This is a genomic window from Domibacillus iocasae, from assembly GCF_001750285.1.
In the GTDB taxonomy this organism is placed as follows: Bacteria; Bacillota; Bacilli; order Bacillales; family Domibacillaceae; genus Domibacillus; species Domibacillus iocasae.
On sequence record NZ_MAMP01000014.1, the window covers coordinates 1 to 13,196 of the forward strand.

General features: G+C 44.4%; 14 protein-coding genes, 1 tRNA gene, 1 other RNA gene and 1 other annotated feature. Of the genes, 2 read left to right on the forward strand and 14 right to left on the reverse strand.

All coding sequences use genetic code 11. The features are described from left to right. Positions 1 to 295: 295 nt before the first annotated feature. The 7 genes from BA724_RS06625 to tadA all read right to left on the reverse strand — a co-directional run bounded on the left by BA724_RS06625 (position 296) and on the right by tadA (position 4,355). Complete coding sequence (locus BA724_RS06625; RefSeq protein WP_069937884.1) at positions 296 to 496, reverse strand: pro-sigmaK processing inhibitor BofA family protein; 201 nt, start codon at positions 494 to 496, stop codon at positions 296 to 298. A gap of 37 nt (positions 497 to 533) precedes the next feature. After that, a complete protein-coding gene (locus BA724_RS06630; protein WP_069937885.1) occupies positions 534 to 752 on the reverse strand; it encodes a YaaL family protein in 219 nt (72 codons plus the stop codon). Between the two features lie 15 nt (positions 753 to 767). Beyond that, positions 768 to 1,364, reverse strand: a complete 597-nt coding sequence (recR, locus tag BA724_RS06635) for a recombination mediator RecR (protein ID WP_069937886.1) — start codon at positions 1,362 to 1,364, stop codon at positions 768 to 770. Between the two features lie 15 nt (positions 1,365 to 1,379). Further along, positions 1,380 to 1,700, reverse strand: coding sequence for a YbaB/EbfC family nucleoid-associated protein (locus tag BA724_RS06640; protein ID WP_069937897.1), 321 nt, complete (start codon positions 1,698 to 1,700; stop codon positions 1,380 to 1,382). A 24-nt stretch (positions 1,701 to 1,724) separates the two neighbouring features. Further along, complete coding sequence (gene dnaX, locus BA724_RS06645) at positions 1,725 to 3,446, reverse strand: DNA polymerase III subunit gamma/tau (RefSeq protein ID WP_069937887.1); 1,722 nt, start codon at positions 3,444 to 3,446, stop codon at positions 1,725 to 1,727. A 113-nt stretch (positions 3,447 to 3,559) separates the two neighbouring features. After that, an RNA gene (ffs, locus tag BA724_RS06650) (signal recognition particle sRNA large type) lies at positions 3,560 to 3,824 on the reverse strand. Positions 3,825 to 3,869: 45 nt separating this feature from the next. Further along, positions 3,870 to 4,355 carry a tRNA adenosine(34) deaminase TadA gene (gene tadA, locus BA724_RS06655; protein ID WP_069937888.1) on the reverse strand — a complete coding sequence of 162 codons (486 nt, stop codon included), beginning with the start codon at positions 4,353 to 4,355 and terminating at the stop codon, positions 3,870 to 3,872. A gap of 53 nt (positions 4,356 to 4,408) precedes the next feature. On the opposite strand from tadA, the gene BA724_RS06660 reads away from it, so the two are divergent. Continuing rightward, on the forward strand, positions 4,409 to 4,957 hold the full coding sequence (locus BA724_RS06660; RefSeq protein WP_069937889.1) for a cysteine hydrolase family protein: 549 nt from the start codon (positions 4,409 to 4,411) through the stop codon (positions 4,955 to 4,957). Positions 4,958 to 5,005: 48 nt separating this feature from the next. Beyond that, positions 5,006 to 6,292, forward strand: a complete 1,287-nt coding sequence (locus BA724_RS06665; protein ID WP_069937890.1) for a glycoside hydrolase family 18 protein — start codon at positions 5,006 to 5,008, stop codon at positions 6,290 to 6,292. Positions 6,293 to 6,357: 65 nt separating this feature from the next. Here BA724_RS06665 and BA724_RS06670 read toward each other — a convergent pair. From BA724_RS06670 to BA724_RS18745, 7 genes are all read right to left on the reverse strand, one after another. After that, positions 6,358 to 6,450, reverse strand: a tRNA-Ser gene (locus tag BA724_RS06670). A gap of 59 nt (positions 6,451 to 6,509) precedes the next feature. Further along, positions 6,510 to 7,790, reverse strand: coding sequence for a serine--tRNA ligase (gene serS, locus BA724_RS06675; protein ID WP_069937891.1), 1,281 nt, complete (start codon positions 7,788 to 7,790; stop codon positions 6,510 to 6,512). A 231-nt stretch (positions 7,791 to 8,021) separates the two neighbouring features. Further along, positions 8,022 to 8,240: a binding site (T-box leader), on the reverse strand. 32 nt (positions 8,241 to 8,272) lie between these two features. After that, complete coding sequence (pdxT, locus tag BA724_RS06685) at positions 8,273 to 8,866, reverse strand: pyridoxal 5'-phosphate synthase glutaminase subunit PdxT (RefSeq protein WP_069937893.1); 594 nt, start codon at positions 8,864 to 8,866, stop codon at positions 8,273 to 8,275. Then, positions 8,866 to 9,747, reverse strand: a complete 882-nt coding sequence (gene pdxS / locus BA724_RS06690) for a pyridoxal 5'-phosphate synthase lyase subunit PdxS (RefSeq protein ID WP_069937894.1) — start codon at positions 9,745 to 9,747, stop codon at positions 8,866 to 8,868. The genes pdxT and pdxS overlap by 1 nt, the downstream gene beginning before the upstream one ends. Positions 9,748 to 9,853: 106 nt before the next feature. Beyond that, positions 9,854 to 11,194, reverse strand: coding sequence for a D-alanyl-D-alanine carboxypeptidase family protein (locus BA724_RS06695; protein ID WP_069937895.1), 1,341 nt, complete (start codon positions 11,192 to 11,194; stop codon positions 9,854 to 9,856). Between the two features lie 250 nt (positions 11,195 to 11,444). Beyond that, entirely contained in the window at positions 11,445 to 12,908 is a 1,464-nt protein-coding gene (guaB, locus tag BA724_RS06700) for an IMP dehydrogenase (RefSeq protein WP_069937896.1), read from the reverse strand. Positions 12,909 to 13,007: 99 nt separating this feature from the next. After that, positions 13,008 to 13,196 (reverse strand): hypothetical protein (locus BA724_RS18745; protein ID WP_211272217.1); only part of this gene is annotated, 189 nt, incomplete at its 5' end.

The window sequence follows — 13,196 nt, forward strand, 5'->3', positions numbered from 1 at the left end:
AGGATCAAACTCTCCAAAAAGTGTTTGACTTGCTCATTTGTTTCTATTAAAAATACGGGGTGTACTCTTAATAGAAGTTAAAAATTAAAACGTTGACGTTTTTATTGATTTTGTTCAGTTTTCAATGTTCAATTCGTTTCTTTTCGTCTTAAGCGACATTTAATATCCTACCACATCTTGATATTACATGTCAATATCTTTTCATTTTTTTCTTTTTGTTTCGACTGCTTTTCAGCAGCAACATTTATTACTATACCACCAGCCGAAACACTCGTCAATCGTTTTTTCATTTTTTTTAACGAAAAATAAAAAAATGAATAGCTGCCAGAGAAAGAATCCCTGGCAGCCCTAAGAAACCGGCAAGAAAGGCTGTAAATGGATTCATTACGATATGCAAGCCCGTCTGTTGAATTAACACATTTGCCCCATATAAAAAGAAAGCCCCAGCGACCGTTTTTTTAAACACCATAAATAATATTGCGCTTATTTTTTGCATATCTCTTCACGCTCCCCTTCTATCGTATGGAAGGAGATTATTCTTTTATGCGGATTTGACGCTTTTTTGCTTCTCTAAATAAAAAGAAATATTTAGCCTGCGCCGCTTTTGTTTGTGCTTCAAGCTCACTATTCTGCTCAAAGCTAAGCCGAAGCAATTCACGGTGCTTAAACCAATCTGTTCTTGACCGGTCCAGCAGTTCGATTAATTTATCATCATATACACTGCGCAGCGTTTGTTTTTTACGGAAAAACATAAATGATTCTCCTCCTTACAGCTCACGACGGCCTTCAATAGCTTTAGATAATGTTACTTCATCTGCGTATTCAAGATCGCCACCTACTGGAAGACCGTGAGCAATGCGTGTTGTACGAATGCCGGATGGCTTCAATAATCGGGAAATGTACATAGCGGTTGCCTCGCCTTCAATGTTCGGGTTGGTCGCCAAAATAACTTCCTTAATCGTTTCATCCTGCAATCGTTTGACAAGGTCAGGGACATTGATATCCTCAGGTCCAATCCCCTCCATCGGCGAGATTGCGCCGTGAAGAATATGATAGAGCCCATTATATTCTTTCATTTTTTCCATCGCAATAACGTCTTTTGGATCCTGCACAACACAGACAATGCTTCGGTCGCGCCGCTCATCTTTGCAAATCGAGCATGGGTCTTGATCGGTAATGTGACCACAAATAGAGCAATAGCCAAGATCACGCTTTGCATTAACGAGTGCTTTAGCAAAATCAAGCACGTCTTCTTCTTTCATATTTAGCACAAAAAAAGCCAGACGAGCCGCTGTTTTCGGCCCGATGCCCGGCAATTTCATGAAGCTGTCAATCAGCTTCGTTATTGGTTCGGGATAATACATCTACAATTCCTCCTATTAGAAAGGAAGGTTCATCCCTTTCGTAAACTGTCCCATTGTTTGGTTCGTTTCGTCATCCACTTTTTTCAGTGCGTCATTGACGGCAGCTAAAACAAGATCCTGCAGCATCTCAATATCTTCTGGATCTACTACTTCTTCTTTAATTTGAACGTCTGTTACCTGCTTTTGACCGGACATACTTACTTTCACCATGCCGCCGCCTGCTGTTCCTTCGAATTGCTTTTCAGCCAGCTCTTCCTGGGCTTCCTGCATTTGCTTTTGCATTTTTTGCATTTGTTTCATCATATTCTGCATGTTGCCCATTCCTCCGCCACGCATCATGTTCATCATCCTCCAATTAAGTTAGTCTTTAATTTCAAGAAACTCTTCCCCGACAAGTTCCAGCGCTTTTGATACGAGAGGGTCTTCTGCCTCTTCCTGCACATCCGCATCTGATCCGTCAGCTGGTGGTGTATAGCTGCCATCCGCTTTTTGCTTTTTCAAAAATGAACGGCGAATATCCATCCAGGCTTCTTCGGGTACAACAAGCGGCCGATACGGCTTGCCGGCTAATTCATTTAAAATCGTCGAAATAGAATCCATAAATGCTTTATTATCAGATGCCATTTGACAATGAATTTCATATTTAAATTTTAACACAAATGAGTCACTAGACGCAGCGACAGGTTCCGCATCGTTTAAAAGAGCAGCCTGCGAGCGCATTTGCCGATCGTTTAAGTAGCCAATCATATTTCCCCAGCGGCTTTTAATGTTTTGAATATCCTGTTTGGTCGCTTCTAAAAGCACTTTTTCAATTTGCGGCACTGCGATTTTAAATTGATTGCCCGGACGTGATATTTTTTTAGCTGCCGGTTTCGACGCTTCCGCTTCTGATGTACCGGACGGTCGATTTTTCAGTTCCTGCACTTCCTGCTCAAGCCGATTTATTTTCTCGATCAATCCAGAAATTTCCGGACCTGACGCAGAAGATTCAGCTTTTACATACAGACGGCACATTTTTACAAGTGCCACTTCTAAATAAATACGCGCGTGGTTTGTGAACTTCATGTCCTGCTGCGCTTTATTTAAAACCGCAATGTATTCATAAATAGCTGGTTCAGAGAACTGGCCGGCTATTTCTGCAAAACCTTCATCCACCATCGTCCGCTCCATTGATTCTTCAAGGTCTGGAGCCATTTTAAAGAGCAGCATATCACGGAAATACAGAATCATATCTTCTGTGAAACGGACCGGATCTTTCCCTTCTATTAGCAGCTTATTCAGTGTCTGGACCGCTTCTGCCGCATTTTGCTCATAGATAGCTCGCGCCATTGCATTCAGCATTCCCTGTCCAACTGTCCCAGTTACCGTCAGCGCATCATTTTCCTTCAAACGGCCACGGCTGTAGGAAACGGCCTGATCAAGCAGGCTTAGTGCATCCCGCATTCCGCCTTCTGCGGCACGGGCAATGATCGGCAAAGCCGATTCATCAAATTCTGTATCCGTTTCATTTAAAATGAGGGTCATCCGGCCTGTGATCGCGTGAGCGGTAATCCGCTTAAAATCAAACCGCTGGCAGCGGGAAATAATTGTTAAAGGAATTTTATGCGGCTCTGTGGTGGCTAAAATGAAGATCACATGGGATGGCGGTTCCTCGAGTGTTTTTAAGAGCGCATTAAACGCGCCAGTTGAAAGCATATGCACTTCATCAATAATATACACTTTATACCGGACAGAGCCGGGCGCGTATTTTACTTTGTCCCGAATGTCCCGAATTTCGTCTACACCGTTATTCGAAGCAGCATCAATTTCAATGACATCTTGAATTGAGCCGTCCGAAATCCCCCGGCATGATGCACATTCATTGCAAGGTTCTGCTGACGGGCCGTTTTCGCAGTTTACCGCTTTGGCCAAAATTTTCGCTGCACTCGTTTTCCCAGTACCACGCGGACCTGAAAAAAGGTAGGCATGTGAGATTTTATCTTGAAGGAGAGCGTTTTGAAGCGTTTTCGTTATATGCTCCTGCCCTACGACATCCGCAAAGTTTTGCGGGCGCCATACACGGTATAATGCCTGATAGCTCATTCTTTCCCTCCCTCATCTTTCTTTTTTTATTATAAACGAACGAGCATACCTTTTCTATTCCAATGAAAGCAAAAAGGCGCCCGGCAAGCCGGACGCCTTTTTTATTATGTATACCGTGCACCTTCTGTCGACTGCCAATCACAGGCGTTACTTGAGCAGTTAGCTCAGCCCAGGCTGCCCCGCGGCACATGAGAGAGTCCACTTAATGCTGCTTCCTTCCGGACCTGACATGGTTCATGGGTTCTCATTGCGCAGGACCCGGACGTCAACGCCACTTACAAAAGGCAGGCCCCACAATTAAACAGCCTCGAGAAGGAATTCAGTCCCGCTAGAGCGGATTGCGGATACAGGGCACCGCTACCTCCCCACTTAGCACGGCAAGAATTATTATACTATTTAACAGGCAAAAAAGCAACGGTGCGGCTATTCCACTTTTTGCTTCTTCTGGTCTTTCTTTTTTTTGCGGAGATTTCGGAAAAATTCGGTCAGCATCATTCCACATTCATCCCCCAATACATTCGGCACGACCTCACAGCGGTGGTTAAACCGGTCATCATCCAGCAGATTCATTAATGTTCCGGCGCAGCCCGCTTTCGGATCAACAGCTCCGTAAACGACCCGCTCTATACGAGACAATAAGATAGCGCCGCTGCACATCGGACACGGCTCAAGTGTTACATAAAGCGTCGTTCCTTCAAGCCGCCATGACTCTGTTGCTTCACACGCCTTTTCAATGGCTAAAAGTTCCGCATGGGTAACAGCATTTTGAGTCGTTTCTCTTAAATTGTGGCCCGATGCGATGACTTTATTATTTTTAACGATAACGGCTCCGATTGGTACTTCACCAAGGCGCTCAGCTTTTTTTGCTTCTTCAATGGCCAAATTCATAAAAAATTCATCCATTTCCATGCTCCTTTCTGTGAAAATTCGGGTAATACTATAGAAATTAAGGAGGAAAGACAATGACAAAGAAATGCGCACTTCTTATTATTGATATGATCAATGATTTTCAATTTCCAAACGGGGAAAAACTGGCCAATTTCACAAAAGAAATCGTCCCCCCTATTTTACAATTAAAAGATCATTTCCACGCCAAAGAATGGCCCGTCATTTACATAAATGACCATTACCAGCTTTGGAAAGCCGATATCGGCCTTATTACAGACCATGCGACAAATGAAGTGAGCGCCCCTATTATACAGGAAATGAAGCCGGGTCATGAAGATTACTTTTTAATAAAGCCAAAGCATTCTGCCTTTTACGGGACTGCCTTGAACACACTCTTGCACGAGTTGGACGTGCAATCTGTCGCCATCACGGGAGTGGCCGGTAATATTTGCGTGTTTTTCACAGCCAATGATGCATACATGCGTGAATTTGATGTGTATGTGCCAAAAAATACGATTGCCTCAGAAGAAGAAAATTTCAACAAGTACGCGCTTGAAATGATGGAAACTGTTTTAAAGGCGGACATACGCCCGTCAAGTGAATTCATTCAACTTTTGTCATAAGAGCCTGTCCCTCTCTGTACATATAATAAAGAGAGGGGGAAACGGCGTATGCACATTTATGTAGTCAAGAGCGGTGACACACTGTTTCAAATTGCGCGCCGATACGGGACAACCATCCAGGCGATCAACGAGGCAAATCAGCTGCCAAATCCGGCGCAGCTCGTCATCGGGCAGGCGCTGGTTATTCCCGTTTCTGGACGATTTCATCAGATTTCCGCCGGAGACAGCTTGTGGAAAATTTCAAGACAGTACGATGTTACAGTGGAAGAGATCGTCCGGATCAATGGCTTGTCACAGTCCGCTCCGCTGCAAATTGGGCGGCAGCTGCGCATTCCATCGCCTGCCAAAATACGTATTGAGTCAACTGGCTATATTGAGCCGGCTGCATCCGGCTACTCAGGAAGCGTCCTAAACCAGGCAAGGGAAGCCGCACCACAGCTGACGTATTTTGCTCCGGTCAGCTACAATGCCAAACGGGACGGCTCACTTGAAGAACCGCCCCTTCTTCCATTGCCGACAATCGCTGAACAAAACGGCACTGTCTTTATGATGGATATTACAAATCTAGAAAATGACCAGTTTAGCGCGGAACTCGGGCGTATTTTGCTGAACGATGAAGCAGTCCAGCAAACTTTTTTGAACAATATAAGCCGAATCGCCAGACAGACGAATTTCCGGGACATTCATTTTGATTTTGAATATTTACGATCCGAAGACCGGGAAGCGTACAATCGATTTCTTCGCCGTGCAAAGGAGCGGTTTAACAACGAAGGCAAAACGGTCTCAACTGCGCTCGCTCCGAAAACAAGTGCGGCACAAACAGGCCAGTGGTATGAAGCGCACGATTATAAAGCACACGGCGAGATTGTCGACTTTTCCATCATTATGACGTACGAATGGGGGTACAGCGGTGGCCCGCCAATGGCTGTATCCCCTATCGGACCGGTACGCAACGTTTTAACTTACGCGCTGACAGAAATGCCCGCCTCTAAAATCGTGATGGGACAAAATTTATATGGATATGACTGGACGCTTCCTTATCGGCAGGGAAATCCACCGGCCCGGGCAATCAGCCCCCAAGAAGCGATTCGGATTGCCGCCCGCTACAAGGCATCGATCCGCTATGATTTCACTGCACAGGCGCCATTTATTGATTATACTGACGAAAATGGACGCGCCCATAAAATATGGTTTGAGGATGCCCGTTCAGTCGATGCAAAATTCTCTCTCTTAAAAGAGTTGAAGCTGCGTGGCATCGCGTATTGGAAAATCGGCTTTTCTTTTCCGCAAAACTGGCTCCTGCTTGCTGACCGCTTTACCATTATAAAAAAATAAAAAGAACGCCCATCTGATTTGTCAGATGGGCGTTCATATCTCCAATTATGCACTTATGTTAAAAATGGAGGAGGAAAGGGGATTCGAACCCCTGCGCGGTTTGACCCGCCTGTCGGTTTTCAAGACCGATCCCTTCAGCCGGACTTGGGTATTCCTCCGTCGTATCGACAAGAATTAATTTATCATAATCTAAATTATCCTGTCAACACGATTCGACTTATTTTTTTTCGATTTTTTCTTTACCGCCCATATATGGACGAAGGACTTCGGGAACGAGGATGCTGCCGTCTTCCTGCTGGTAATTTTCCAAAATTGCCGCAACCGTACGGCCAATCGCAAGACCTGAACCATTTAATGTATGCACATGTTCCGGCTTGCCATTTTTCTCGCGTCGGAAGCGAATATTCGCCCGTCGCGCCTGAAAGCCTTCAAAGTTAGAGCAAGAAGAAATTTCTTTATATGCATCGTAACTCGGAAGCCATACTTCAATATCGTATTTTTTCGCCGCTGTAAATCCAAGGTCGGCAGAACACATGTCAAGGACACGGTACGGGAGACCAAGTAACTGCAACACCTTTTCCGCATGGCCTGTCAATGTTTCCAGTTCCTCATAAGAATCTTCCGGCTTCACAAAACGGACCATTTCCACTTTGTTAAATTGATGCTGGCGAATCAACCCGCGTGTATCACGCCCGGCAGAGCCCGCTTCAGAACGAAAGCAGGCACTATACGCCGCGTAAGAAATCGGCAAATCCTCGCCATTCAAAATTTCATCGCGGTGGTAGTTTGTCACCGGCACTTCAGCTGTCGGAATCAAAAAGTAATCTTCTGCTTCAATCCGGAATGCATCTTCTTCAAACTTTGGCAGCTGCCCCGTACCCGTCATGCTCGTCCGATTGACCATATACGGCGGCATCATTTCTGTATAGCCGTGCTCTTCTGTATGCAAATCAAGCATAAAGCTGATGAGTGCGCGTTCTAGCTTTGAACCGGCGCCTTTGTAAAACGTAAAGCGGCTGCCTGTTACTTTGCCGGCACGCTCAAAATCAAGAATATCAAGATCTGTTGCCAAATCCCAATGCGGCTTTGCTTCAAAATCAAATGATGGCACATTGCCCCATGTACGGATTTCGACGTTGTCATCTTCTGAATCACCCGCCGGCACACTTTCATGTGGTATATTCGGCATCCGAAGCATAAGCTGCTCGAGTTTTTCTTCTGTTTCACGAAGATCTGCGTCTAATTCCTTAATTTTTTCACCCACTTCACGCATTTCCGTAATGAGAGCATCTGCATCCTGCTTTTCTTTTTTTAAACGCGCGACTTCCTGCGATACACTGTTACGTTTCCCTTTCAGCTCTTCCGTCTGGCCAAGCAGCTCACGGCGTTTTTTCTCTAGTTCTTCAAAATCTTCAAATGCGCTCATATCCTCGCCCCGGAACTTCAGGCGTTCTTTTACTTCCGCAAAATTTGATCGCAAATATTTCATATCCAGCATATGTTATTCCTCCTTTTAGTAAAAAGCACAAGGTGCCTGGTTATCAGCGACAAGCATAAGAAGAGCACTGGTGGAGGCGTTTGGTGCCCCCAGAAGGGCTTGACTTAGAGCAAAGGTTAAAAACACAGCATCCTGTGCTGCAATGCCTTTGTGACCCACATCCTGTGAGCCCTCGATCTGATGGCGCCTGGAGCTAGATTTAAATAAAATAAAAAAACTTCCGTCCCTGTAAAAAGGGACGGAAGTTATATTCCGCGTTACCACCCTGATTGAAAGCACAACATGCTTTCCTCTCAAAACAACGTTTTAACGGCCTGCGCCGGTCAATGCCTACTCTTATTTCAGCATCCCGCTCCGGAATGGATTCACATGACTTCTCCACCGGTTCGCACCAACCACCGGCTCTCTTTTGAAGTACATCAAGCTACTAGCTTCCTTCATCGCGTTTCACTATTTTATTTGAATTTAATGTACTACATTTTTTATGAATTCGCAAGTGACGCTTTTGCCTGCTCCGCCATACCAATAAAATAGCCGGCAATGCGGTGATCATCCGTCAGCTCCGGATGAAATGAACAGCCAAGGTAATGGCGGTCACGTGCGGCAACAATCCGCCCATCACATTCTGCCAACACTTCTGTTCCTTCTCCAGCCCAAACGATGTGCGGCGCACGGATAAAGACGGCGTTATAATCATCCGCCACATCTTTAATCATAAGAGCCGCTTCAAAGCTTTCTTTTTGTCGACCAAATGAATTTCGTTCAACAGTAATATTCATTAATCCAAGGTGTGGCTCTTCATACCCGACTACTTCACCAGCCAGCAAAATCAGGCCTGCACAAGTTCCAAACATTGGACGCCCGGATTCTCCAAATGCACGAAGCGGCTCCATAAAGCCATACCGGTCAATCAAGCGGCGCATCGTTGTGCTTTCACCGCCCGGCAAGATTAAGCCGTCCAGCTCATCCAGCTGTTCCGGCCATTTCACAACGACCGCTTCCGCACCATTTTCCTCAATCGAGCGCACATGTTCCCGAACGGCACCCTGCAACCCAAGTACCCCGATCTTCGTCATTACCAGCCGCGCTCCTGCATGCGATCAGCAGCTGCGATACCAGCGATTTCAAGACCTTTCATTGGCTCTCCAAGCTCTTTTGAAAGCTCTGCAATTAATTTGTAGTCCTGGTAATGAGTTGTTGCTTCTACAATGGCACGGGCAAATTTCGCTGGATTTTCCGATTTGAAGATACCAGATCCAACAAATACGCCATCTGCGCCAAGTTCCATCATAAGAGCCGCGTCTGCTGGAGTCGCGATACCACCTGCCGCAAAGTTTACAACTGGCAGCTTGCCTTCTTTTTTAATTTGCATAAGAACTTCAAATGGGGCACCGTGAATTTTTGCTTCCGTCATCACTTCATCTTCGTTCATGTGAATCAATTTCCGCACCTGTGCGTTTACTTTACGCATGTGGCGAACTGCTTCTACGATGTTTCCTGTTCCTGGCTCGCCTTTTGTCCGAAGCATTGATGCACCCTCACCAATACGGCGTGCTGCTTCGCCGATGTCACGGCAGCCGCAGACAAACGGCACTGTGTAGTCACTTTTTAACAAATGGTATTCTTCATCCGCCGGCGTTAATACTTCACTTTCATCCAAATAATCAACACCCATTGCTTCAAGCACACGCGCTTCCACAATATGCCCGATACGCGCTTTCGCCATAACCGGAATTGTCACAGCGTTCATCACTTCTTCTACGATACGCGGATCTGCCATACGAGCCACTCCGCCGGCTGCACGAATATCAGATGGGACACGCTCGAGCGCCATAACCGCTACCGCACCCGCTTCTTCTGCAATTTTTGCCTGCTCTGCATTCACAACGTCCATAATGACGCCGCCTTTTTGCATTTCTGCCATTCCCCGCTTAACGCGATCTGTACCTGTATTCATTTTTACTCCTCCTATATTGATCAGAAAAAACTGATTTTTTGTAAAATACTTAAATTCTAATAAACACGAAAAATCACCTTCTGTCAATAGCAGAAGGTGATTTTTATTAAAACCAACCAGTTACTTTATCTACAACCCAATTCCATCCATTGCTGATGCCGCCTCCAACTGCGCGCATTGATAAAACAAACCAATTCGCTTTCTCAACGTTTTCAGCTGTTTGCACATTTGTTTGACCGGCTTCCTTTAAAAATGGAACTACTTGACCTTTATCATCTTGAACAGAGACAAAACCAACCACTTTATCCTTTTTTACTGGCGCAGTCAACTCTCCATTTTCATTTAAATCCGAACTATTTAAAGTAACTTTTGTTTTATAGTTCGCTTCTGAAGCTTTCGGTACTAAAATAGATAAGGAAGAAGCTGCTTGAAGGTTCACTTCTTTTTCTTTTCCTTTTTGAACAGGTACTGTTTCAGTCCCTTTTACCGCACTGCCAGCTGCGACAATCTCTTTAGGCTCGAACTGAGTAAAACCATAGTCCATCAGCTTCTTCATTTCTATAAACCGGGCATTATATGTTCCTTCGCCGCTTTCACTTGTCGCATCCATCACAACCGCAATAAGCTTTTGGCCGTTGCGTTCAACTGTTCCGGTAAAACAGTAGCCTGCAAAATCCGTTGTTCCAGTTTTTAAGCCTGTCATCCCTTCATAAGCAAAAACAAGAGAAGGCAGCATCCAGTTCCAATTTTCCATTGAAATTTCATCATCTGTTCCTTCGCGGAATTTCTTTTTGGGAATTCCGGCTGTCTCCAGCACTTCCGGATAATCATTTACTAAACGGTATGCAAGTGTGGCTACATCACGGCCAGACATCATATTTTCATCCATCTCAGCACCAGTTGAATGATTTCCTTTTAAATCTTTATTATTTAATCCAGTTGAATTGACAAACTTCACTTTTTCCAAACCAAGCTCTTTCGCTTTTTCATTCATTAATTTTACAAATTCCGCTTCAGAACCTGAAATTTTTTCCGCAATGGCGATCGTCGCAGCGTTTGCGGAATAAATTGTCATTGCCTCGTACAATTCTTGAATCTTATACGTCTCATCAGCTCGGAGTGGAACATTCGACAAACTCCGGTCTTGAGAAACTGTATACACATAATCTGATACTTGATAAGTATCATCCAAACTTATTTTGCCTTCTTTGACCGCTTCAAGCAGCAAATACTCTGTCATCATTTTTGACATGCTGGCTACACCCAGCTGCTGATCACTGTTTTTCTCATACAAGACTTGTCCCGTCTCTGCATCAATCAAGACAGCCGCCGCCGCATTGACCTCAAAGGCCGCACTCGCTTTCATATTTCCAGGGGAAAACAATCCAATGAACAATAATACACTTAATAGGACAGCACCAATCCGATACCCAGTTCTCTTTTTCACACTCAAAACCCTCCATTTATTATGCAACACTTTCGTTATTGTACCACACACATTCAGAGGAAAAACAGACGAGAAACGACCTAGATGCCGTATACTAAAGATAAATTGATCCGATTTGTGTCCATCTCGATTTTGCACAAGGGAAATTTTTGAAGATAAAGAGCTCTGAATAATTATCGGCAAGCTTTTTTGGCAGAATAAAATATAAAAAAAAAGCAGCCTGTCCGGTATTGGACAGGCTGCTTTTTTCTTATAATGAATAGTTAGGCGCTTCTTTTGTAATTTGCACATCATGCGGATGACTCTCACGAAGACCTGCGCCTGTCATACGGATAAACTGGCTGTCTTCACGAAGTGCATCAATGTCTTTCGTGCCACAGTAGCCCATGCCCGAACGAAGACCACCTGTCAGCTGGTATAATGTATCAGACAGCGGACCTTTGTAAGGGATACGCCCCTCGATACCTTCTGGAACAAATTTCTTTGCATCTTCTTGGAAGTAACGATCTTTTGAACCTTTTTCCATTGCACTGACAGACCCCATACCACGATATACTTTAAAGCGGCGTCCTTGGAAGATTTCTGTTTCACCCGGGCTTTCTGTTGTACCAGCAAGCAAGCTGCCAAGCATAACAGCTGAGCCTCCTGCAGCGATCGCTTTTACAATATCTCCTGAATATTTAATACCGCCGTCTGCAATGATCGCTTTGCCGTATTTGCGTGCTTCTGTCGCACAATCGTAGACAGCCGTAATTTGGGGTACACCTACGCCGGCTACTACACGTGTCGTACAAATAGAACCAGGACCGATTCCGACCTTTACAACGTCAACTCCCGCTTCAAACAGCTCACGAGTAGCTTCAGCTGTTGCTACGTTTCCAGCAATAATGTTTAATTCGGGATAAGCAGAACGAATTTCTTTTACTGTTTCAATAACACCTGCTGAGTGGCCATGTGCTGTATCGATCACAATAACGTCTACTTGGGATTTTACAAGCATTTCAACACGCTTCATCGTATCACCCGTTACACCGACAGCAGCTCCAGCAAGAAGACGTCCTTGCGCGTCTTTCGCTGAGTTCGGGAATTCGATTACTTTTTCGATATCTTTTATCGTGATGAGGCCTTTTAACACACCATCTTTATCAATAAGAGGGAGTTTTTCAATTTTATGTTTTTGAAGAATTTGCTCAGCTTCTTCAAGTGTTGTGCCGACAGGGGCTGTCACAAGATTTTCTTTTGTCATGACATCCGTAATTAAAATGGAATAATCTTGGATAAAACGAAGGTCTCGGTTTGTCAGGATGCCCACAAGCTTTTGCTCTTCCTGGCTGTTCACAATCGGCACACCAGAAATGCGGTACTTGCCCATTAAATGCTCGGCATCAAATACTTGATGCTCTGGTGTTAAAAAGAATGGATCGCTGATAACGCCGCTTTCTGAGCGTTTTACCTTATCTACCTGCTCAGCCTGTTGTTCAATACTCATGTTTTTATGAATGATCCCTAAACCACCTTGGCGTGCCATCGCAATCGCCATATCGCCTTCCGTTACAGTATCCATTCCGGCACTAATCATTGGAATGTTCAATTTTAAACTTGGCGTTAATTCCACCTTTAAGGATACATCTTTTGGAAGTACCTCTGATTTCGCTGGCACAAGCAATACATCATCAAACGTTAATCCTTCTTTTTTAAACTTATCTTCCCACATATTTAAGCCTCCCTGACCGAAAAATATTATTAGTAGGTTATCAATTGAACGGGTATAATGTCAAGGTTCGCTTTATAAGTTAGATTTTTTGGAATTTTCTCACTTAAATCCGAACATTAAAAGCAAACGCTTTATCAATGTGCTGAAGAAACAACTTCTTCCAGAATTCAATATTGCGCTATAACATTCTTTTGTTTTCAAGTGATTCTTTTGTTTTATTTTATCTTGTTCAGGAAAAATTACAACAAAAAAGACAACCTGAATATTCAAGTTGTCCTGTCGTGCCAG

Bases quoted from the DNA above. Each gene is read 5' to 3' on its own strand.
- pdxS (WP_069937894.1), bottom strand. From the start codon at position 9,747: ATGAATACAGGTACAGATCGCGTTAAGCGGGGAATGGCAGAAATGCAA.
- BA724_RS06640 (WP_069937897.1), bottom strand. From the start codon at position 1,700: ATGCGTGGCGGAGGAATGGGCAACATGCAGAATATGATGAAACAAATG.
- dnaX (WP_069937887.1), bottom strand. From the start codon at position 3,446: ATGAGCTATCAGGCATTATACCGTGTATGGCGCCCGCAAAACTTTGCG.
- guaB (WP_069937896.1), bottom strand. From the start codon at position 12,908: ATGTGGGAAGATAAGTTTAAAAAAGAAGGATTAACGTTTGATGATGTA.
- BA724_RS06665 (WP_069937890.1), top strand. From the start codon at position 5,006: ATGCACATTTATGTAGTCAAGAGCGGTGACACACTGTTTCAAATTGCG.
- pdxT (WP_069937893.1), bottom strand. From the start codon at position 8,866: ATGACGAAGATCGGGGTACTTGGGTTGCAGGGTGCCGTTCGGGAACAT.
- recR (WP_069937886.1), bottom strand. From the start codon at position 1,364: ATGTATTATCCCGAACCAATAACGAAGCTGATTGACAGCTTCATGAAA.
- tadA (WP_069937888.1), bottom strand. From the start codon at position 4,355: ATGGAAATGGATGAATTTTTTATGAATTTGGCCATTGAAGAAGCAAAA.
- BA724_RS06630 (WP_069937885.1), bottom strand. From the start codon at position 752: ATGTTTTTCCGTAAAAAACAAACGCTGCGCAGTGTATATGATGATAAA.
- BA724_RS06660 (WP_069937889.1), top strand. From the start codon at position 4,409: ATGACAAAGAAATGCGCACTTCTTATTATTGATATGATCAATGATTTT.
- BA724_RS06625 (WP_069937884.1), bottom strand. From the start codon at position 496: ATGCAAAAAATAAGCGCAATATTATTTATGGTGTTTAAAAAAACGGTC.
- serS (WP_069937891.1), bottom strand. From the start codon at position 7,790: ATGCTGGATATGAAATATTTGCGATCAAATTTTGCGGAAGTAAAAGAA.